We start from the raw sequence: 21,660 nt of genomic DNA on the forward strand, positions 1-21,660 counted from the left end.
ACGGTGCAGCATCGTCAAATCGCTTTGTTGCTGTCTATCATCCCGGGGTTCGGGCAATTTTATAACAAGCAATGGATAAAAGGTTTGGTCTTTCTTTTCCTAGGCGTATCGTTTTTTGCGGTCTTTGGAGATCTGCTCAATATGGGGTTTTGGGGAATTTTCACGTTGGGAACAGAGGTGCCGCGGGATCATTCCGTGTTTCTGCTGGCGGAAGGGATTATCGCTGTAATCGTGACCTGCTTTGGCCTTGCGGTGTATTATGTGAATCTTCGCGATGCGTTTCAAAGCGGAAAACAGCGCGATGAAAACAAGCCATTGAGCTCTCTCAAGGAACAATACCAACATATCATTTCTCATGGCTACCCTTATGTCGTCAGCGGACCATCTTTGTTTATTTTAATTTTCGCCGTCATTTTCCCCATCTTATTCAGCTTTGCACTAGCCTTTACGAACTATGATTTATATCATTCGCCTCCTGCTAAATTAATTGATTGGGTCGGTTTTCAAACCTTCTCAAACATTTTCACAGTTGATATTTGGAGGTCGACTTTTTTTGATGTGCTGGCTTGGACGGTGGTTTGGACACTTGCTGCATCCACACTGCAAGTCAGTTTGGGGATTTTTCTCGCGATTATTGTCAATCAGAAAGACATTCGTTTTAAACGTTTTTTCCGGACGATTTTGATTTTGCCATGGGCTGTTCCCGGTTTTGTGACGATTTTAATTTTTGCAGGGCTGTTTAATGATAGCTTCGGTGCGATGAATCATGATATCTTGGCTTTCTTCGGCATAGAGCCTCTTCCATGGATGACAGATGCCAATTGGTCGAGGCTTGCGCTGATTCTTATGCAGGGCTGGCTCGGGTTTCCGTACATCTTTCTCGTCTCAACAGGCGTCTTGCAGTCCATTCCGGACGATCTGTATGAAGCAGCCACGATTGATGGCGCTTCTGTTTTCTCGAAGCTGAGATACATCACGCTTCCGATGGTGTTCATTGCTATGGCTCCGATTATCATTACTCAGTTTACGTTTAATTTTAATAACTTTAATATTATCTATCTATTCAATGGCGGCGGTCCGGCGGTAACCGGGTCAACAGCCGGCGGGACAGATATCCTTGTTTCGTGGATTTACAAATTGACAATGCAGTCCAGTCAATATTCACTCGCCGCGGCTTTAACGATTTTATTATCTGTGTTTGTCATCTCTATCGCATTGTGGCAGTTCAGACGGACGAAGTCTTTTAAAGAGGAGGCATGAGGCATGCTGGCAGATATGAAGGTCAGAAAATGTATTCGTCTCCTTTTGTCTTACTTGTTGTTAGCCTGTATGGCGGCCATCATTGTTTATCCTCTCCTTTGGACGGCAGGCGCAAGCTTTAACCCCGGCATCAGCTTAATCAGTACATCCATCATTCCGAAGCATCCGACATTCGATCATTACAAGGAGTTATTTGCGGGCGAAGAAAGCCTTCAATATGTGCAGTGGTATCTCAACTCAATGAAGATCAGCCTGTTTACGATGGCGGGATCTTTGATCTGTGTGACGTTTACCGCCTATGCATTTTCGCGCTTTCGATTTAAAGGAAGGAAATACGCTTTAACCCTCTTTTTATTGCTGCAAATGATTCCTCAGTTTTCGGCTTTAATCGCCTTGTTTGTGCTGGCGCAAATCTTGGGGATGATCAATAGCCACTGGCTGTTAATCTTGCTTTATATCGGCGGCCTGATCCCGATGAATACGTATTTGATGAAAGGATACATGGATTCCATTCCGATGGATTTAGACGAAAGCGCCAAGATTGACGGGGCCGGCAGCACAAGAATCTTCTTCCAGATCATTCTGCCATTATCAAAACCGATGGCGGCAGTAGTCGCCATGAACGGCTTTACCGGCCCGCTCGGAGATTTTGTGCTGTCCTCAACGATATTGAGAACGCCAGAATCATATACATTGCCCGTAGGTCTATTCAATTTAGTGAATGATGTCATGGGAGCCAGCTATACAACATTTGCAGCCGGAGCCCTGCTTATCAGCATACCGGTTGCCATCATCTTTATCATGCTGCAAAAGCATTTTGTGTCCGGATTAACCGCTGGGGGAACAAAAGGGTAAGAGAATAAGGGGGAGAAAATAATGGCAAAGCTTGAAAAAACGTACGTTACTAAAGCGAAGTTTATGCTCCACGGAGGAGACTACAATCCTGATCAGTGGCTGGATCGGCCTGATATTTTAGCCGATGATATTAAGCTGATGAAGCTTTCTCATACGAATACGTTTTCTGTCGGCATTTTTGCATGGAGCGCGCTTGAGCCGGAAGAGGGCGTATATCAATTTGAATGGCTTGATGATATTTTTGAACGGATTCACAGCATAGGCGGCCGGGTCATATTAGCAACGCCAAGCGGAGCCCGTCCTGCCTGGCTGTCACAAACCTATCCTGAAGTGCTGCGGGTCAATGCCTCCCGCGTCAAACAGCTGCACGGCGGAAGGCACAACCACTGCCTTACATCTAAAGTCTACCGTGAAAAAACACGTCACATCAACCGGTTATTAGCAGAACGATACGGCAATCATCCGGCGCTGTTAATGTGGCATATTTCCAACGAATACGGAGGAGAGTGCCACTGCGACCAATGCCAGCATGCTTTCAGGGTGTGGCTGAAATCGAAATATGACAACAGCCTCAAGGCATTGAACCATGCGTGGTGGACTCCTTTTTGGAGCCATACATTTAATGATTGGTCACAAATTGAAAGCCCTTCGCCGATCGGTGAAAATGGCTTGCACGGTTTGAACTTAGACTGGCGCCGGTTCGTCACTGATCAAACGATTTCGTTTTATGAAAATGAAATCATCCCGCTGAAAGAACTGACGCCTGATATCCCTATCACAACGAACTTTATGGCTGACACACCGGATTTGATTCCGTATCAGGGCCTCGACTACAGCAAATTTGCGAAGCATGTCGATGTCATCAGCTGGGACGCTTATCCGGTCTGGCACAATGACTGGGAAAGCACAGCCGATTTGGCGATGAAGGCCGGCTTTATCAATGACATGTACCGCAGCCTAAAGCAGCAGCCTTTCTTATTAATGGAGTGTACGCCAAGCGCGGTCAATTGGCATAACGTCAATAAGGCGAAGCGCCCGGGCATGAATCTGCTGTCGTCTATGCAAATGATTGCCCACGGTTCAGACAGCGTACTCTATTTCCAATACCGTAAATCGCGCGGATCATCAGAAAAATTGCACGGGGCGATTGTTGATCATGATAATAGCCCGAAGAACCGGGTCTTTCAAGAAGTGGCCAAAGTCGGCGAAACATTAGAACAGCTTTCCGCGATTGTCGGAACGAATCGGCCCGCTGAAACTGCTATTTTATATGACTGGGAAAATCATTGGGCGCTCGAGGATGCTCAGGGTTTTGCGAAGGCGACAAAACGTTATGCGCAAACGCTTCAGCAGCATTACCGCACGTTCTGGGAACACGATATCCCTGTCGACGTCATCACAAAAGAACAAGATTTTTTATCATATAAACTGCTGATCGTCCCGATGCTTTATTTAATCAGCGAAGACACCATTTCCCGTTTAAAAGCGTTTACGGCTAATGGCGGCACCTTAGTCATGACATATATCAGCGGAATTGTGAACGAACATGACTTAACGTACACAGGCGGATGGCATCCGGATTTGCAAGCCATTTTCGGAATGGAGCCTCTTGAAACCGATACGCTGTACCCAAAGGATCGAAATGCTGTCAGTTATCGCAGCCAATCATATGAAATGAAGGATTATGCAACGGTGATTGATGTAAAGACGGCGTCTGCAGAAGCTTTGTATCAAGAAGATTTTTATGCGCGTACGCCAGCGGTGACAAGCCATCAATATCAGCGGGGCAAGGCGTATTTTATCGGTGCGCGTTTGGAGGATCAATTTCATCGGGATTTCTATGAAGGGCTGATCACAGACCTGTCTCTTTCTCCTGTTTTTCCGGTTCGGCACGGAAAAGGCGTCTCCGTACAAGCGAGGCAGGATCAGGATAATGATTACATTTTTGTAATGAATTTCACGGAAGAAAAACAGCTGGTCACGTTTAATCAGAGTGTGAAAGATATGATGACCGGAGAGATAGTATCTGGCGACCTGACGATGGAAAAATATGAAGTGAGAATCGTCGTAAACACACATTAGGCTGATGCCTCCGCTCGATATGGGCGGATTCTTTTTTATTGTATTTTGAAAGCGTTTACCAAGGAGTGAGAAGTGTCATGAAATGCAGCGTGAAAATGTTCTTTGCAGCTGCCATCGTGTGGAGTGTATTCAGTTCTACGGGATATGCCGCTGCCATTGGGGAGGAGAAACATGTGCCGAAGCCTCGGACAGAGGATCTTTTCGTTAAAAAAGTAGAGGGCATGAACAAGGACTTTATCAAAGGGGCAGATGTGTCCAGTGTTATTGCTTTAGAAAACAGCGGAGTCACCTTTTACAATACAAGCGGAAAACGCCAGGACATCTTTACAACCCTAAAACAAGCCGGCGTCAACTATGTTCGCGTCCGCATTTGGAATGATCCGTATGATTCACATGGCAGTGGATATGGAGGGGGAAACAATGATGTTCAAAAAGCCATTGAGATCGGAAAAAGAGCGACAGCGAATGGAATGAAGGTGCTGGCCGACTTTCATTATTCTGATTTCTGGGCCGATCCTGCGAAACAGAAGGCCCCCAAAGCTTGGGCGAATTTAAGCTTTGAAGCTAAAAAAACAAAGCTCTATGAGTATACGAAACAAAGCCTGCAAAAAATGATCAAGGAAGGCGTCGACATCGGCATGGTTCAGGTCGGAAATGAAACAACAGGGGCATTTGCGGGCGAAACCGATTGGGCGAAGATGAGTCAATTATTTAATGAAGGAAGCCGGGCGGTCAGAGAAACAGACCCAGGCATCTTGGTCGCGCTGCATTTTACCAATCCTGAAACAACTGGAAGGTATTCATTTATTGCAGAAACACTCCGCAAAAACAAAGTGGATTATGATGTGTTTGCCAGTTCTTATTATCCTTTCTGGCACGGCACATTGCAGAATTTGACCTCTGTGCTGAAGGCAGTTGCCGGGACGTACGGCAAAAAAGTCATGGTGGCGGAGACATCGTACACTTATACCGCTGAGGACGGTGATGGGCATGAAAATACAACGCCAAAAAGCGGGCAGACGCTGCCATATCCTATTTCCGTTCAAGGCCAGGCGAATGTGATAAGAGATGTGATGCAGGCCGTAGCGAATACAGGAACGGCGGGACTTGGCGTGTTCTATTGGGAGCCTGCGTGGATTCCAGTCGGGCCGAAAACACAGGTGGAGAAAAACAAAGTGTTATGGGAAACATTCGGTTCAGGATGGGCCTCGAGCTATGCCGCTGAATATGACCCAGAAGATGCCGGGAAGTGGTATGGGGGAAGTGCTGTGGATAACCAAGCTTTGTTTGATTTTAACGGACACCCGCTGCCTTCCTTGCAGGTATTTCAATATGCGGAGTCAGGCCATATTCCGAAAAAACGTTAAACAGAAAATCCTGAGATGTAACAAATCATTGTTGCGTCTCAGGGATCATTTTATGTCAAATCAACTAATATAAAACATTCGTCATCACTTTTATGATGGGCTTCCTTATGATCATGCAGGGATGTAAGAATTTGCTCTTTCAAGTCAGCGATAGGCAAATCGGGATGGTCCTTTAATAAATCAAATAAATAACATGACGCTGTAGGGTCCATCACGCCATCTGTATACAGCAGGAGCCTTCCGCCCTCCGTGTATGAAAGACTGCTTGACTGAAAGACTGTATCTTCAAACATCCCGATCGGAGGCGCGGTTGTATGCAGCGGATTTTGGGTTCCGCCGGCGCCCTGCCATAATGCCGGCGGATGCCCTGCATTGACATAATCAATTTTTTGCCGGGCTGTATCAATCTCGAGATAAATGGCTGTGCAATAATGTCTTGCTTCCTCATCATTTTGGAACAAGCTGTGAAGGTGGCGGTCTAATTCCTTCATGACTTTGCCGGGACTGAGACCTTGCGTGATCTGGCGCTGGAACAAAGGATGCAGAGACATCGTAATCAATGCAGATGAAATCCCATGCCCCATCACATCAAGAATAATAATGCCGTATCGATGTTCATCGATTTGATAAAATCCGTATAGATCACCCGATAATTCACTGGATGCTTTGTAATAAGCGTCAATCTGGATCTGGTCGTTTACAATCGGTTCAGTCAACGAGTTTTCCTGTGTTTTTCTGGCAAGCTCGAGCTCTCTTTTAGTGTTTAGTTTAAATTGCTGATTTTGTTTGTTGATCTCAAGAAGTTCTTCTTGTTTTGCCTTCAGCGCTTCCAAGGCCATTTCTAGCTCCGCATTGGCTTTCTGTTTGGCAAGCAAAGCTTCCTGAGCCGTGTTTCTGGCCATCAGCAGCTCATTTTCATATTCATTTCGCTTTCGCATCGGTATCAGAACACACTCGGTGACAGATAATCCGCCATCAGCTCTTGCAACAGCATTGACAAGGACGGGAATTTCTTCTCCATCTCTAGTTTGCAGAGAAATGTAGATTTCTTCAATGTGCTGCTCCAGTTTTAAAAGCGGCTCAAAATAGAGCTGGCAGAAAAGCTGTGCGGGAATTGTCAGGATCATATTCATATGCCGGCCGACAATCTCTTTCGGCTCATAATTCAGAATCTTGAGCAGGGTGCGGTTGACAGCTATGATTGAACCCTCTTCTGACAAAGTGAGGAAACCGCATGGTGCATCATTCAATTGTTTGTCCATTAAGAGGGTCACCTCTATCTCTTTCGTTCCTATATCACGAGCGCTTTCAAATAATTGCTGATCAGCTGGATCGTCTCTTCAGGATGGCTCATGTGGGGGCAATGCCCGCGAGCCTCCATTTGTTTCAGTGTACTATAAGGAAGATGCTTATGCATATACTCGCCTACTGCGGCCGGTGCGATGATATCGTCCGCGCATTGGAGAATCAGAGAGGGAACCGTTACCTTCGAAAGATTCTCCCGGTGATCAGAAAAAAACGCGGCTTTCGCGAATTGGCGGGCAATTACAGGGTCAGTAGAACAAAAACGGTTTTCAAGCTCTTCCCTGATTTCAGGCCGATCTGGCTGATTCAGAACGGTTGCTGCGAATACAGTTGCCCAGCCTATGTAATTTTTCTCCATCATCTCCAGCAAACCACGGAGCTGTTCCTCCTCAAATCCTCCGTAATACTCAGGCGGATCATTCAAATAGCAAGGAGAAGGCCCCACCATCACCAGATGGGAAAAAAGCGCCGGACGGCGGATGGAAGCAAGCATCCCAATCACAGCCCCGACAGAGTGCCCCACAAACACGGTGTCTTCCAGATCTAAAGCTTCACAAACATCAAGAACATCTTGGGCATAGCCTTCAAGTGTCTGGTAACGATCCGGGTCATATGCGTGCAAGTCTGAATGTCCCGAACCGACGTAATCAAATAAAATGACCCGATGATCTTCTTCGAAGGCCGGGGCCACGGCATTCCACACACTTTGATCACATCCAAAACCAGGTGCGAAAATGATAGATGTTTTGCCGCTTCCCTTCATCTTCACATCATTTCGAGACAAAATCGCATCGTTCATGATTGGCTCCTTTCAGCTGGAAAGTAAAATAAATTTCAATATGTATATCATAACACTCACGGTTTGAAGAGTGTGTCTTTCTATGAAAGTATATAGCAGTTTAAAAGAAAGAGGACATCCGGCATAGGCGAGCTGGAAAAATTGGAAGATGTAGAGGAGGGATGACCTAGACTTGAGAAAGAATATGACATTTGTCACCCACCATCATGACACCTCATACTAACATCATCTTCTCCGTCATTTTACAATCATTATAAGCTATCAGGAGGTGTTCATGTGATGAATGAGGCAGTATCAGTAAGCAATGTGACAAAACAATTCCAGCAAAAAACAGCTGTAAACAACATCAGCTTCAGCATTAAAAAAGGAGAAATTGCAGCCATTCTCGGGCCGAATGGGGCAGGGAAGACGACCGTTATCTCCATGATATTAGGATTGCTGAAACCAAGCGAGGGAGACATCAAACTATTTAACCGGGTTCCCGGTGATCAACAGGTGCGGGAAAAAATAGGGGTGATGCTGCAGGAAGTGAGCGTCATGCCTGGACTGAAGGTGTATGAAATCCTCGAGCTCTTCCGAAGCTATTATCCAAATCCATTATCTATGAAAGAACTCGTTTCGTTAACAGCACTCACAAAAGAAGACTTGAAAACGAGGGCAGAAAAATTATCCGGCGGACAAAAACGCCGTTTGAGCTTTGCTTTGGCTCTTGCCGGGAACCCCGAGCTGCTCATATTCGATGAACCGACAGTCGGAATGGACACATCATCAAGACATCGATTCTGGCAGACCATTCATGGGCTCGCGGACCAAGGAAAAACAATTATTTTTTCAACCCATTATTTACAGGAAGCAGATGATGCCGCGCGGCGAATCTTATTTTTTGCTGACGGACGGCTTGTGGCGGACGACTCGCCAATGCAAATCCGCTCAAGGATCCAAAAACAGTCTGTTTCCTTTACGCTGCATTCAGATGAATCATTGGAAAAGCTGTCTCGTCATCCGATCGTAGAGCGAGTGATCCAAAAGCAACAGAGAACCATCATCCAAACATCAAATACAGACAAAGTGTTAGCACTGATTTTTCAAGAAAACATACAAGCATGCGATATTCGAATTGAGCAAGGAACGCTCGATGAGGCATTTCGCCAGCTGGCTGACGGAAATAGGGAGGCGATGTGAGTGAATATGCTGCAAAAGCAAAGCGCAGCCGAAATGAAAAGGGTGCTTCGGAATAAGTATTTTGTGTTTTGGTCTCTGATGATGCCGATTGCCTTTTATTATCTCTTTACTAATGTAGTGAATACGGGCGCCTCTGATCAACGTGCATGGGACGCTCATTACTTAATGTCAATGACAGTCTTCAGCGTAATGGGATCCTCTATCATGACGCTTGGAATCCGTATGGTTCAAGAACGGTCGCAAGGCTGGACTGCCTTTATCCGCATTACGCCTCTTCCGGATCATATCTATTTATCAGCTCAGATGATCGGTCAAAGTGTGATTCACATCTTATCTATTACCGTCATTTTTCTTTGCGGCGCAATTATCAATGACATCGACTTGTCCCCGTTTGAATGGATCATGAGCGGACTGTGGATTTTGTTTGGCGCATTGCCGTTTTTAGCATTAGGCACACTAATCGGCCTTATGAGAAAAGTAGAAACAGCAGCTGGAATCAGTAATGTGCTTTACATGCTGCTGGCTTTAGGCGGAGGCATGTGGATGCCGTTTGAGGTTATGCCTGACATGATGCAGAATATTGGCCGGTGGCTTCCGTCTTATCATTTCGGGAACGGAGCGTGGGAACTTGTCCGGGGCGGGGGCCCATCATGGGAAAATATTCTGATACTAATCGCTTATTTGATGCTCTTCATGCTACTATCTAAGTATATAAGAAGAAAACAAGAAGCGGTGTAATACATGAAAATCTTAAGAACTATATTCCCTAAGCAATTCGGGTTTTTCCCTTATATCTTTCTGGTGTATACCATCATGCCGTTTCTTTCTTTATTGAGAGAAACAGGCGTCAAACAGGTGATTGGATATGGCATGCTGCTCTTTTTTGTCATGGCATATCGCCAGTTGTTCTGCAGCGCGGGCAGAGATTCATTTACGTATTGGCTTCTCGTGCAAATGGCGGTTATTTTCATCTATAGTGTGTTTTACAATATCACCTATATCTATTTAGGTTTTTTTCCGGCAAACTTTGTTGGTTATTACAAAGAGAAAACAAAGTTTAACCGTGCGTTCTGCGGTTTAATCTTTATGTTGCTTTTTCCGTGTTTTTATCAATTTCTCGCGAATTCGGTTTCGCTCCGGGAGCTTTTTTCTGTTCTCCCGTTTCTCGTCATCATGCTCATTTCTCCATTCGGCATCCGTTCTATGTTTCGGAGAATTGAACTTGAAACCCAACTTGCCCAAGCCAACGAACAGATAAAAGAACTCTCCAAAAGGGAGGAGCGTGTTCGAATCGCCCGTGATCTTCACGATACCCTCGGCCATACCCTGTCGCTCCTTACGTTAAAAAGCCAGCTGATTCAGCGGCTGGCAACATCTGATTCAGAACGGACCCGGCTTGAAGCAAAAGAAATGGAAATCAGTTCACGCGCCGCACTCAAGCAGGTTCGTGAGCTTGTTTCTGATATGAGAACGGCCACGATGGCGGAGGAACTCGCCAACATTCAGCACATATTAAGAACGGGGAACATTACCTTTCAATATGAAGGTGACGAAGACTTTTCAGCAATATCTCCCGTCACGCAAAATATTATCAGCATGTGTATGCGGGAAGCAGTGACCAATATCATCAAGCACAGCAAAGCAACCCACTGCGCCATCACCATTTCTCGGTTTGCTGACAAAATGAGAGTTGTGATACGGGATGACGGAAAGGGAGCGGCAAAGGAGAATACGTTTGGGAATGGCCTGCGGGGAATGGAAGAACGGCTGATGCTCATTGAAGGAGGATTAACGCTTTCAGCACAGAACGGAACGGTTTTGACACTGACGATTCCGCTTATTAAAAAAGCAGATTGATAGGAGGACGAAAAGAATGATTCGTCTGTTTATTGCTGAGGACCAGCGAATGCTTTTAGGCGCTCTGGGATCTCTGCTGGATTTAGAAGAGGATATGGAAGTCATCGGACAAGCACTAAACGGGGAAGAAGCGTTAAAAGCCATTCTGAAGCTGGAACCGGATGTATGCATCATGGACATTGAAATGCCGGTTCGAAGCGGGCTGGATGTGGCAGAGGAATTAATGCAAAAAGGCTGCGGCAGCAAGGTCATTATTTTAACCACTTTTGCCCGTCCCGGATATTTTGAACGCGCCGTCAAAGCCGGCGTACATGGCTATCTGCTGAAAGACGGCGAAATTGACGATTTGGCCGACGCCATCCGAAAGTGTGTAAAGGGAAAACGGGTCTTCAGCCCGGAGCTGACGTTTAATATGATGCGAGACGAAAATCCGCTCACCGTAAGAGAACAAGAAATTCTGCGGCTGGCGGCTTTAGGCAAGACAACAAAAGATATTACGCTCGAACTCTATTTATCACAAGGCACAGTCCGAAATTACATTTCAGAAATCATCCAAAAGCTCAATGCGAAAAATCGGACAGAAGCCGCCAGCATCGCTGAGGAAAAGGGCTGGATTTAACCATATGTTTTCAGCATCATGGCACTCCTGAGGGATCAGGGGTGTTTTTATAAGCCTGCAAATGAAATTATACCCAGAAAACCCTTTCCTTCCTTTGTCAGAATAGTGTACGATATTGATAGAAGTTGTTATGTTCAGGTCATCAGATGACCAGATCACATATTGGGGATGAAAGAGGGGTTCATCATGAAAGTCTCACTTTTTGTCACTTGTCTTGTTGATATGTTTCAAACAAATGTCGGAAAAGCAACGGTGGAACTGCTGGAGCGCCTTGGATGTGAGGTGGATTTTCCGGAGGGGCAGATCTGCTGCGGGCAGCCGGCTTATAACAGCGGCTATGTGAATGACGCCAAAAAAGCAATGAAACGGATGATCGAAACGTTTCAGGATTCAGAATATGTCGTCAGCCCTTCCGGTTCCTGCACCACGATGTTCAGGGAGTATCCGCACCTGTTTCAGAATGATCCGAAATGGGCCGACAAAGCGCAAAAGCTCGCGGATAAAACGTATGAACTGACTGATTTTATCGTGAACGTCCTTGGGATCGAAGATGTCGGCGCAAGCCTTCATACTAGAGCGACCTTACATACGTCGTGCCATATGACAAGGCTGCTCGGAGTTCGGGAGGAGCCGATGAAGCTTCTCAGCCATGTGAAGGGCTTAGAGTTCACAGCGCTTCCGGGGAAACACAACTGCTGCGGATTCGGAGGAACGTTCTCCGTCAAAATGGCGCAGATCTCTGAGCAGATGGTCGATGAAAAAGTCGCATGCGTGGAGGATACGGGAGCAGAGGTGCTGATCGGCGCTGACTGCGGCTGTTTGATGAATATCGGGGGGCGGCTTGACCGAAAAGACAAGAATGTCAAAGTGATGCACATCGCCGAAGTGCTCAACAGCAGATAAAACTGGATTCAGAGGGGGAAAGGATCATGGCGATGAAAATCGGTACTGACGCTTTCAATGAGCGGGTATCACAGGGGATCGATAATGAATTTATGAGGGGCGCTGTTTCAGGAGCGCAGGAACGTCTGCGGACACGGCGCCTTGAAGCAGCCGAAGAGCTGGGAAACTGGGAAGACTGGCGCTCGTTGTCAGAGGAAATCAGGAAGCATGTCCTTGAAAACCTCGATTTCTATCTCGGACAGCTTGCCGAAAATGTGGCGAAACGAGGCGGGCATGTTTATTTCGCGGAAACATCGGAAGAGGCGTCTTCTTATATCCGCGATGTCATTCAAAAGAAGAACGGGAAGAAAATCGTTAAATCAAAATCAATGGTTACAGAGGAAATCAATCTGAATGAGGTGCTGGAACAGGAAGGCTGTGAAGTCGTCGAAACCGACCTCGGCGAATATATTTTACAGATTGATGATCACGATCCGCCGTCACATATCGTAGCGCCCGCCCTTCATAAAAATAAAGAGCAAATACGCGATGTGTTTAAAGAAAGGCTGGATTATCAACATACAGAAAAACCGGAAGAGCTTGTGATGCATGCGCGCGCCATCCTCCGGGAAAAGTTTCTGGAAGCCGATATCGGCATTACCGGCTGTAACTTCGCCATCGCTGACTCGGGTTCTGTCAGCCTCGTGACCAATGAAGGAAATGGACGGCTTGTGAGCACCTTGCCGAAAACACAAATCACCGTGATGGGAATGGAGCGGATTGTCCCGTCATTTTCTGAATTTGAAGTGCTTGTCAGCATGCTGACAAGAAGTGCTGTCGGGCAGCGGCTGACAAGTTATATTACAGCACTGACAGGCCCGAAGCTGGAAGGGGAGGTGGACGGGCCGGAGGAATTCCATCTTGTCATTGTTGATAATGGCCGGTCCAACATTCTCGGAACGGAATTCCAGTCTGTGCTGCAATGTATCCGCTGTGCCGCCTGTATCAATGTCTGCCCCGTGTACCGCCATGTCGGCGGACACTCTTACGGCTCAATCTATTCGGGGCCGATCGGAGCGGTTTTATCGCCGCTGCTTGGCGGTTATGACGATTATAAGGAGCTGCCGTACGCATCTACACTTTGCGCGGCTTGTTCAGAAGCCTGCCCGGTCAAAATTCCGCTTCATGAGCTGCTCCTCAAGCATCGCCAGAACATCGTCGAAAAAGAAGGCAGGGCGCCGATCAGTGAAAAGCTTGCGATGAAAGCATTTGGGCTTGGCGCATCCTCTTTGCCGCTTTATAAAATGGGCTCAAAATGGGCGCCGGCCGCGATGACGCCTTTTACAGAGGGTGAAAAAATGTCGAAAGGACCCGGCCCGCTCAAAAGCTGGACACAGATCCGCGATTTCCCGGCACCGCATAAATCGAGATTCAGAGACTGGTTTACAGACAGAGAAACAAGTGAACGCACGAAGGAGGAACAGTGATGACGAAGGGAACCGTTCAGAATCAGGAGAGCTTTTTAAACCGGATCGCATCACGCCTTGGCCGTGAAAGAAGAACAGGAGGCGTGGCAGTCCCAGAGTGGGCGCATCAGCCGCAATATCAAACACTTGAAGGATACTCAGCGGATGACTTGGTCACAGTGCTCAAAAACCATTGCGTCAAAATCCATACAGAGCTGATTGAAACCGATTCAACCGGTCTCTGCGATGCCCTGCGCGAGCAAGTCAGCCGGTTTTCCGGAGGTCCTGTTATCCTTCCAAAGGACCCCCGCTTTGAAGCATACGGGCTAAAAAGCTTGCTCACCAAAGACTGGCCGAGCGATGGAACGCCGGTCTGGGAGTGGGATGCTGACAAAGGCGAAGAAAATATCAAAAAAGCGGAGCAAGCCAATGTAGGAATTACATTCAGTGAAATCACACTGGCCGAGTCGGGGACGGTTGTCCTCTTCTCCTCAAAAGATATCGGCCGGTCTGTCAGCCTTCTGCCGACGACCTATATTGCGATTATGCCAAAGTCAAGCATTGTGCCGAGAATGACGCAAGCCAGTGATATCATCCGCCAAAATATTGCGGACGGCGTTACTGTTCCCTCCTGCATCAACTACATTACCGGACCGAGCAACTCAGCCGATATCGAAATGGATTTGGTCGTCGGGGTGCACGGACCTGTAAAAGCAGCATACATTCTCGTCTCTGACCGCTAACCTCAAAAGCCCGGCATATGCCGGGCTTTCAGCGTGTCGACAAACCCTCGCATTCGTTGTCAGGCAGCGTCCTGCTCAAACGCCTCTGTCACCGCATCCTGCGGAAGTCTGATTCAATGCTCATTCTTCCTAGACTTCAAAGGTTTTCAATCACGCTGAAAAAACTTCAACTTCCAATTGTTTGGCCGATGAGAAGAGTATGACTTGAAAAAGGAGGAAATGCGATGAAAAAATGGCTGATCGCAGCTGTTTCACTGGCGATTGCGATCATTCTGTTTATGTATTCAAACGCAGAAGCGAAAGCCGCTGGCATGACAGTAGGCTACACAACTCGGGATACGGACTCATACAATTCTCTTGTGAAATATCATACATACATGAATTCGATCGCCACAGATACGTTTGCGTTTGAAAAAAACGGACACATCATTGGCGATGCCCCAAGCAAGCAGCTGACTTATGCGAAAAAGAATAAAATCAAGACATGGGCTGTGATTTCAAATTATAATGACGCCATTTATGATTTTGACGGTGATTTAGCGAGCCGGGTCATGAGTAATAAAACAGCGAAAAAACGATTCACAGATCAGCTGATAGCACTGGCTAAAAAGCACTTATACTACGGTATCAATATCGATTTTGAAGCGGTGAATCCAGAAGACCGGTCCAAATATTCACGCTTCATTCAAGATGTCTCACAGGCGCTGAAAAAGAAACAGATCAAAACAATGGTTTCCGTTCCGGCCAAAAGCGCCGATGATCAAAACGATGACTGGAGCTGGCCGTATGATTATGCGAAAATCGGTCAATATGCCGATTATGTGCAAGTCATGACTTACGACGAACACGGCATTTGGGGCGAGCCGGGATCGGTGGCGAGCACAGGCTGGATCAAAAGCTCCCTGCAGTTTTCAGTTAAAAAGATCAAAGCCAATAAAGTCATCATGGGAATCCCTGCGTACGGCTATGACTGGGATGTGAAAGACGGAAGCGGCAGCACAATGAGAGCATGGAATGAACTCAAGCCCCTGATCAAAAAGCAGAAAGTAAAGCCGATATTCAACAAAAAATCAGGTTCGATGACGTTTTCTTACGTTGACAAAAAGCAGCATAAACATGTCGTGTGGTATGAAAATGAAAAAACCGTCCAAACGAAAAGCCATCTGGCAAAGCAATACAAAATAGCAGGTGTCTCAGTCTATGCATTAGGAAACGAGTCAGAATCCTTTTGGAAAGCCATTCAAAAAGGGGTAAAATAACCATTTCTTTTTTCTCTGAGGTTATTGACAGGGAAAAAAGAAGCACGTATATTATGTTAGTATATTCAGAACATAAAATTTCAGTTTTTCAGAAAACGAAAACACATAGATTGGGAGCAGTAAAAGAAGTAATCAGAAAAGAGAGCTGCGGGGCGGTGTGACGCAGCCTGATTTTTCTTTGAACTCGCCCGGGAGTGGTAAGACGAAACGGAATAGATTGAATATTCCCCATGTTTTAACGGCTAACCTTCGTTACAGGTCAAAAGCTGGATTCTTCATAAGAATCAACAAGAGTGGTACCGCGGTCAGCCTAAGGCTCGTCGTCTCTTTATCTATTAGATAAGAGGCGGCGGGCTTTTTTGTTTTTGAAAACGAGAAGGAGAGGTAGTAGAGGATGAAAAAAGACAATCAGACGTTAAAGCGCACGATGACGTCCCGCCATATTATGATGATGGCGCTGGGCGGAGCAATCGGCGCAGGTTTATTTAAAGGGAGCAGTTCGGCGATCGATGTGGCGGGGCCATCTGTCATTATCGCATACCTGCTCGGCGGTATTATTTTGCTGTTTATTATGCAGGGGCTCGCGGAAATGGCTGTGCGCAACCGAAACGCAAGAACCTTCCGGGATCTTGTCCAGCAGGTATTAGGAAATTACGCTGCTTATTTCTTGGACTGGATATACTGGAAAATGTGGGTGCTCAACATTGCGGCTGAAGCTGTTGTCGCTGCGATCTTTATTCAATATTGGCTGCCGGGCTGCCCGATTTGGGTCCTGGCATTAGGGATATCTCTTATTGTCACGGTTGTGAATTTGCTTTCTGTTAAAATCTTCGCCGAAACCGAATATTGGCTGGCGATGATCAAGATTACCGTTATTATTATTTTTATTATATTAGGATTGTTGCTCTTATTTGTATCATTCGGTGATCATACAGCTGCCGGGTTCTCAAACCTGACAGAGCACGGCGGATTTTTCCCGAACGGAGGCACAGGGCTGATTACGGCGATGCTAGTCGTGATCTACTCTTACGGCGGTACAGAAATTATTGGTGTAACGCTTGCTGAGACAAAAAATCCTGAAAAGGTTGTCCCGAAAGCTGTCCGCAGCACTCTAACACGGATTGTCACGTTCTATCTGCTGCCGTTTTTTATCATTGTCAGCCTGATTCCATGGAATCAAGTCAACTCCGTTCCGGAAAGTCCTTTCGTCATGGTCTTTAAAATGGTAGGCATTCCGGGTGCGGATCATATCATGAACGCAGTCATCCTGCTTGCGATCATTTCTTCAATGAATTCAGGTTTATACGGGTCGTCCCGCATTTTGTATACACAGGCAAGTGACGGAAGGCTCCCGAAAATCTTTTCGAAACTTTCATCGAAAAACGTACCGATGTTTGCGATTCTGATGTGCACTTCCTCCCTATATATTGGCGTATTGATTTCTCTGTTCGCGGGAAGCCAAACGTTTAATTACTTAATGGGGTCATTGGGATATACCGTATTATTCATCTGGCTGATCATCGGATTCGCCCATTTGAAATCAAGAAAATACCAAACAGAAACACCGGCTTATTATGTAAAGTTGTTCCCATACACGACATGGTTTGCGATTCTGGCATTACTCGCTATTCTGATTGGAGTCATTATGACAACGTCAATTGTGATGACCAGCATTACTGCGGCGATCTATCTTTTGATTACGATTGTGTATTTGATCAAAGGACGTAAGCATCAGTAAATAAGAAACCTCTTGTCACATCCGACAAGAGGTTTTTACTATTGTGCAGCCTTCTCTTTTACACCAATCGCCGCCGCTTTCTGTGCTTTTGATTTTGAATTCACGAGGCAGATACTCGTTACAATCAGCAGCAGCCCTGCCAAGAGGCTTAAGGTCAGCGGTTCATGCAGGAAAATGGAGCTGGCCACGATCGAAATGAGCGGAATCAAAAAAGTGTAGGAAGCGACCTTGCTTGCTTCCCCTGAACCGACAAGCGTAAAAAAGACAAGCCAGCCGAGTGCGATAACGAAGACAGAGATGAACAGCAGGCTGGTGATAAACGGAACTGTCCATTGTATCGCCGAAAAGCTTTCTGTCGAAAATCCGGATAAAAGCAGAAACACGCTTCCGATCGTCAGCTGCAAAGCGACCATCCAGATGGAATCGACGCGGCTGCCTGTTTTTTTCATAAATACTGTTCCTAACGCCCAGCTGAGTGCGGAGCCGAGGGCCAGCAGAACCCCAATGACAGAAATATGCCCGCCAAAACCCGCGGCGCTGATGACAGCTACTCCCGCAAAACCGAGGATCAGCCCGATCACTTTCATTGCAAACATCGATTCACCGAGCCACAGCCAAGAAAACACGCCCATCAGCACCGGCTGAAAGAAGACGATTGCGGAAAACAGGCCGGCCGGAAGGTAATTCAGCCCGATCGTTTGCAGCCCATAGAATAACGTAATATTTAAAAGTGCAGAAACAAGATAAATCGGCCACGTTTCTTTAAAACGCAATTTATGAATACGCGGCAGTGCGACAATGACTAATAAAATCCCGCCAATCAGCGTCCGGATGCCCGCGAACAATAGCGGCGGCGAATAGGCGAGCGCTGCTTTGGACAGCGGCCAATTGATGCCCCACATGATGACGAGAAAGGCGAGCAGGAGCGCTGTCCGCGTTTTTGAGAGCTGTTTCACTATTTCAATCACTCCTTGTAGAACTTTTCCATTATGATACTGTAGAATATAAGATAAATAAAATGAATCTTTTTTATAAGGAGCATAAGTAAATTGTTATGACTATTACACAATTAAGGGTTTTCGTGAAAATAGCTGAAACGGGAAGCTTTACAAAAGCGGGGCAGGCGCTGAACATGACACAGCCGGCTGTCAGCCATGCGATTTCTGCGATTGAAGCTGAACTTGACGTAAAGCTGATCATCCGTGACCGCCGGAATGGCCTGATGCTGACCGAGACAGGTAAAAAGATCTTAGTCCACATCAGAGAAGTCTTGAAAGGCGTTGAAAAAGTTGAGCAAGTCGCAGCCGCGGAAAAAGGGCTAGAACTGGGAACGGTCCATATCGGCACATTCTCAACTGCCTCGGCTTATTTTATGCCGAAGCTGATCAGTGAGTTTAAACAAAAATACCCGAAACTGGAACTCGTGCTGCACGAAGGAACTGTAAATGAAGTCAAGGAGTGGCTTCACACGCGAATGATAGATGTCGGCATTCTTCTGTATCCAACGGAGGAGATGGAGTACATTCATCTGAAAAAAGACAAAATGGCCGTCGTGCTCAGGGATGATCACCCGCTTTGCAGCCGTCTAGCCATTACGCTGAAAGATCTTGATCATGCACCGATGATCGTCTGTGACGGCGGCTATGAATCGCCTTTTAACCATATGTTCAGGCAGGCGGGTGCTACGCTGAACGCCGCTTTCACAGTCTATAACATGAACACCTCGATCAGTATGGTCAGAGAGGGACTGGGCCTGGCGATTTTATCAGAAATGTCCATGTCGGGCATGCCGCTGCCGGAGCATGTGGTGACGCGGGATCTGGACCCGCAGGTGTACCGTGATGTGCAGCTAGCTGTTCCGTCGCTAAAGGACGCTTCTCTAGCGGCTAAACTATTCATTGATATGGCCCAGAACCTGTTTGGGGCAGAATAACGGGGCAAACCGTTCGTTTTAAATTGTTCGAATTTCATCGAATCAAATTCTTTTATTCCTGAAAGCAGTTGTGTTATGGTGTGAGAGAAGTCCTTTCATTCATACTTGACAGCTTGAGGCTGTTTACTGATAACACATTTGCAAAGGAGAACAATATGTCTAACAACCAACGCAAAGATACCTTGCTTTCTGTCTTGAATTTATCTCCGGTTGTTCAGGGAGGAACGGTTGCTGAATCATTCCGAAACAGCATGGACTTGGCGCGCCGTGCGGAGGAATGGGGCTATCAACGCTACTGGCTCGCTGAGCATCATAATATAGAAGGTGTCGCAAGCTCTGCCACCGCGGTTCTGATCGGCCATATTGCCGGCGGCACAAAGAAAATCCGTGTCGGTTCCGGCGGCATTATGCTGCCGAACCACTCTTCTCTAGTGATTGCCGAGCAATTCGGCACACTGGAAACGCTGTATCCCGGGCGGATTGATCTGGGGCTCGGACGTGCTCCGGGAACTGACCAATTGACAGCAAGAGCGCTTCGCAGAAACATTAACAGCGGTGAAGATTTTCCAGAACAATTAGAGGAACTGCGCAATTACTTTAAACCATCAGGAAATGTGCGGAATCAAGTCCGCGCCATTCCGGGAGAGGGCATAGATGTGCCGATTTGGCTGCTAGGCTCAAGCGGCTTCAGCGCCCGTCTCGCAGGCGAACTAGGCCTTCCATTTGCATTCGCCGCTCATTTTTCGCCGGCGAATACAGTTCCAGCTTTAGAGCTGTACCGCAATTCGTTTACGCCGTCAGAAGTGCTTGATGAACCGTATGCAATGGTAGGCGTCACCATTATCGCGGCAGATACAAACGAGAAAGCGCAGCACCTTGCGACTTCACATTATCAAAGATTTCTTGATCTCGTCCGCGGCACGCCGAACCAGTTGAAGCCGCCTGTAGAAGACATGGATCAAATCTGGAGTCCGTATGAAAAAGCGATGGTCAATGAACAGCTGAGCTCGACGATTGTCGGCGGTCCGGAAGAAGTGAAGGCGAAGCTTGAAGACTTTGTCAGAACGACACAGGCGGACGAAATAATGGTCAACTCAGAAACCTATGAACACGCAGACAGAATGCGTTCGTTTGAAATCATTGCAGACGTTTGGAAAAACAGATAACAGCCATAAAAAAAGCAATGCAGCGGGGAGACCCGTACATTGCTTTTTTATTCATTCCGTTTTCTGGCCGACTGGCGAATGACCAGCTCAGGCTCAAATATGACATCCTCTTGCTTCGGCTTTTTATGCTCTAAGCAGTCAATGACATATTTCGCAGCCGCTTTTCCTAGCACGGATTTTGGATGCTTCACAGAGGTTAATTTCACCTCGGAGATTTGCGCGAAATGGGAATCATCATATCCGACGATGGACATGTCCTCCGGCACCTTGATATCCATTTCCCGAAGCATATCAATCACTTTCAGTGCAATTTCATCATTATAGCAAAGAATAGCAGTCGGCATGTTTTTGCTGTTTTTCTCCAGCGTCTCTTTTACTTTCTCCAGCAGCTTCGATTCCTTTTCCTCGGTCGTAAATGTCACGATCATATCCGGTGAAGGGAATAACTCACGCTCCCGGTGCGCCTGTATAAACCCGTTCATCCGCTTCACACCTTGTGTGTCATCAGCTTTGAAAATACCCATCATATGCGTGTGGCCGAGAGAAAGCAAGTGCTCCGCCGCCATCATGCCGCCTTTCACATCATCCAAGGTAAAACTCGGTGCGGCAAGCTCGGCGTATGATGCGTTAATCATCGCAAAAGGAATGCCGTTTTTCTCTAAATTCAGATAGTAGCCGATATTGGGGGTTTGCAGGGCGCTTTTTGTCGGTTCCACAATAAGTCCGTCAATATGCTGTGACAGCAGATTTTCTAATCCTCTTCGTTCATTGTCCGGATTGTTGTTTGTGCTTGTCAAAAGCATAGAATATCCTTGCTCGCTTAAATAAGACTCGATTCCTCTAATGATGCTCGGGAAAATATAGTCTGATATGTAGGTTGTCAGAACGCCAATCGTTTTATTGGAATGCAGCGCTGACTTAGCAGAGCGTGAAGCGACAAAGGTTCCTCCGCCTTGCACGCTGTACAGCAGACCTTGTGATACGAGGTCTCCGATCGCTTTGCGAATGGTGTGCCGGCTGACGCCGAATTGCTGCATTAATTCGTTTTCGGTAGGGATCTTTTCATCGGGCAGAATTTTGCCTTGATTAATCCATGAACTGATTTCTTCTTTTACTTGGGCGTATTTTGGTAACATATCTATTCCTC

At 46.7% G+C, this 21,660-nt stretch carries 19 protein-coding genes and 1 other annotated feature; of the genes, 15 read left to right on the forward strand and 4 right to left on the reverse strand.

Going from position 1 to position 21,660, the window contains the following annotated elements:
• The first annotated feature begins 3 nt into the window (after nucleotides 1–3).
• The 4 genes from ganP (at nucleotide 4) to JMN17_RS10390 (ending at nucleotide 5,564) form a co-directional block, all read left to right on the forward strand.
• Nucleotides 4–1,260: an arabinogalactan oligomer ABC transporter permease GanP gene (gene ganP / locus JMN17_RS10375; RefSeq protein WP_087993497.1), complete on the forward strand. Its 1,257-nt coding sequence runs from the start codon at nucleotides 4–6 to the stop codon at nucleotides 1,258–1,260.
• A 3-nt stretch (nucleotides 1,261–1,263) separates the two neighbouring features.
• Nucleotides 1,264–2,115, forward strand: a complete 852-nt coding sequence (gene ganQ, locus JMN17_RS10380; RefSeq protein WP_202328005.1) for an arabinogalactan oligomer ABC transporter permease GanQ — start codon at nucleotides 1,264–1,266, stop codon at nucleotides 2,113–2,115.
• A gap of 18 nt (nucleotides 2,116–2,133) precedes the next feature.
• Entirely contained in the window at nucleotides 2,134–4,197 is a 2,064-nt protein-coding gene (gene ganA / locus JMN17_RS10385; protein ID WP_202328234.1) for a beta-galactosidase GanA, read from the forward strand.
• A 77-nt stretch (nucleotides 4,198–4,274) separates the two neighbouring features.
• Entirely contained in the window at nucleotides 4,275–5,564 is a 1,290-nt protein-coding gene (locus JMN17_RS10390; RefSeq protein ID WP_202328006.1) for an arabinogalactan endo-1,4-beta-galactosidase, read from the forward strand.
• A gap of 50 nt (nucleotides 5,565–5,614) precedes the next feature.
• Here the strand turns inward: JMN17_RS10390 and JMN17_RS10395 are convergent, their stop codons facing one another.
• Together JMN17_RS10395 and JMN17_RS10400 are read right to left on the reverse strand one after the other, a co-directional pair.
• On the reverse strand, nucleotides 5,615–6,826 hold the full coding sequence (locus JMN17_RS10395; RefSeq protein WP_087993494.1) for a PP2C family protein-serine/threonine phosphatase: 1,212 nt from the start codon (nucleotides 6,824–6,826) through the stop codon (nucleotides 5,615–5,617).
• Nucleotides 6,827–6,855: 29 nt separating this feature from the next.
• Nucleotides 6,856–7,668: an alpha/beta fold hydrolase gene (locus JMN17_RS10400; protein WP_202328007.1), complete on the reverse strand. Its 813-nt coding sequence runs from the start codon at nucleotides 7,666–7,668 to the stop codon at nucleotides 6,856–6,858.
• Between the two features lie 276 nt (nucleotides 7,669–7,944).
• Between JMN17_RS10400 and JMN17_RS10405 the strand changes: the two genes are divergently transcribed.
• From JMN17_RS10405 to JMN17_RS10445, 9 genes are all read left to right on the forward strand, one after another.
• Complete coding sequence (locus tag JMN17_RS10405) at nucleotides 7,945–8,850, forward strand: ABC transporter ATP-binding protein (protein WP_087993492.1); 906 nt, start codon at nucleotides 7,945–7,947, stop codon at nucleotides 8,848–8,850.
• Complete coding sequence (locus tag JMN17_RS10410; RefSeq protein ID WP_087993491.1) at nucleotides 8,851–9,588, forward strand: ABC transporter permease; 738 nt, start codon at nucleotides 8,851–8,853, stop codon at nucleotides 9,586–9,588.
• A 3-nt stretch (nucleotides 9,589–9,591) separates the two neighbouring features.
• A complete protein-coding gene (locus JMN17_RS10415) occupies nucleotides 9,592–10,707 on the forward strand; it encodes a sensor histidine kinase (RefSeq protein WP_141113429.1) in 1,116 nt (371 codons plus the stop codon).
• A 16-nt stretch (nucleotides 10,708–10,723) separates the two neighbouring features.
• Nucleotides 10,724–11,326, forward strand: coding sequence for a two-component system response regulator YvfU (gene yvfU / locus JMN17_RS10420; RefSeq protein WP_087993490.1), 603 nt, complete (start codon nucleotides 10,724–10,726; stop codon nucleotides 11,324–11,326).
• Between the two features lie 186 nt (nucleotides 11,327–11,512).
• Nucleotides 11,513–12,229: a lactate utilization iron-sulfur protein LutA gene (gene lutA / locus JMN17_RS10425; protein WP_087993489.1), complete on the forward strand. Its 717-nt coding sequence runs from the start codon at nucleotides 11,513–11,515 to the stop codon at nucleotides 12,227–12,229.
• A 26-nt stretch (nucleotides 12,230–12,255) separates the two neighbouring features.
• The gene (lutB, locus tag JMN17_RS10430) at nucleotides 12,256–13,695 is read left to right on the forward strand and encodes a lactate utilization iron-sulfur protein LutB (RefSeq protein WP_087993488.1); all 1,440 of its coding nucleotides are present in this window, start codon (nucleotides 12,256–12,258) and stop codon (nucleotides 13,693–13,695) included.
• The gene (gene lutC / locus JMN17_RS10435) at nucleotides 13,695–14,417 is read left to right on the forward strand and encodes a lactate utilization protein LutC (protein ID WP_202328008.1); all 723 of its coding nucleotides are present in this window, start codon (nucleotides 13,695–13,697) and stop codon (nucleotides 14,415–14,417) included. The genes lutB and lutC overlap by 1 nt, the downstream gene beginning before the upstream one ends.
• A gap of 224 nt (nucleotides 14,418–14,641) precedes the next feature.
• Nucleotides 14,642–15,676, forward strand: a complete 1,035-nt coding sequence (locus JMN17_RS10440; protein WP_202328009.1) for a glycosyl hydrolase family 18 protein — start codon at nucleotides 14,642–14,644, stop codon at nucleotides 15,674–15,676.
• A gap of 97 nt (nucleotides 15,677–15,773) precedes the next feature.
• Nucleotides 15,774–16,007 (forward strand) — a binding site (T-box leader).
• A gap of 63 nt (nucleotides 16,008–16,070) precedes the next feature.
• Nucleotides 16,071–17,414 carry an amino acid permease gene (locus JMN17_RS10445; protein ID WP_087993484.1) on the forward strand — a complete coding sequence of 448 codons (1,344 nt, stop codon included), beginning with the start codon at nucleotides 16,071–16,073 and terminating at the stop codon, nucleotides 17,412–17,414.
• Nucleotides 17,415–17,452: 38 nt separating this feature from the next.
• On the opposite strand, the gene JMN17_RS10450 is transcribed toward JMN17_RS10445, so the two are convergent.
• Nucleotides 17,453–18,370, reverse strand: a complete 918-nt coding sequence (locus tag JMN17_RS10450; protein WP_087993483.1) for a DMT family transporter — start codon at nucleotides 18,368–18,370, stop codon at nucleotides 17,453–17,455.
• A gap of 98 nt (nucleotides 18,371–18,468) precedes the next feature.
• Here JMN17_RS10450 and JMN17_RS10455 point away from each other — a divergent pair, with 98 nt between their 5' ends.
• Nucleotides 18,469–19,347, forward strand: a complete 879-nt coding sequence (locus tag JMN17_RS10455; protein WP_202328010.1) for a LysR family transcriptional regulator — start codon at nucleotides 18,469–18,471, stop codon at nucleotides 19,345–19,347.
• Between the two features lie 155 nt (nucleotides 19,348–19,502).
• Nucleotides 19,503–20,513 (forward strand): LLM class flavin-dependent oxidoreductase, encoded by a 1,011-nt coding sequence (locus JMN17_RS10460; protein WP_202328011.1) that lies wholly within the window; start codon nucleotides 19,503–19,505, stop codon nucleotides 20,511–20,513.
• Between the two features lie 47 nt (nucleotides 20,514–20,560).
• On the opposite strand, the gene araR is transcribed toward JMN17_RS10460, so the two are convergent.
• Nucleotides 20,561–21,649: an arabinose utilization transcriptional regulator AraR gene (gene araR / locus JMN17_RS10465; RefSeq protein WP_141113428.1), complete on the reverse strand. Its 1,089-nt coding sequence runs from the start codon at nucleotides 21,647–21,649 to the stop codon at nucleotides 20,561–20,563.
• Nucleotides 21,650–21,660: the final 11 nt, after the last annotated feature.

Origin of the sequence: Bacillus sp. RHFS10 (genome assembly GCF_016757475.1) — a bacterium.
Lineage (GTDB): Bacteria > Bacillota > Bacilli > Bacillales > Bacillaceae > Bacillus > Bacillus subtilis_G.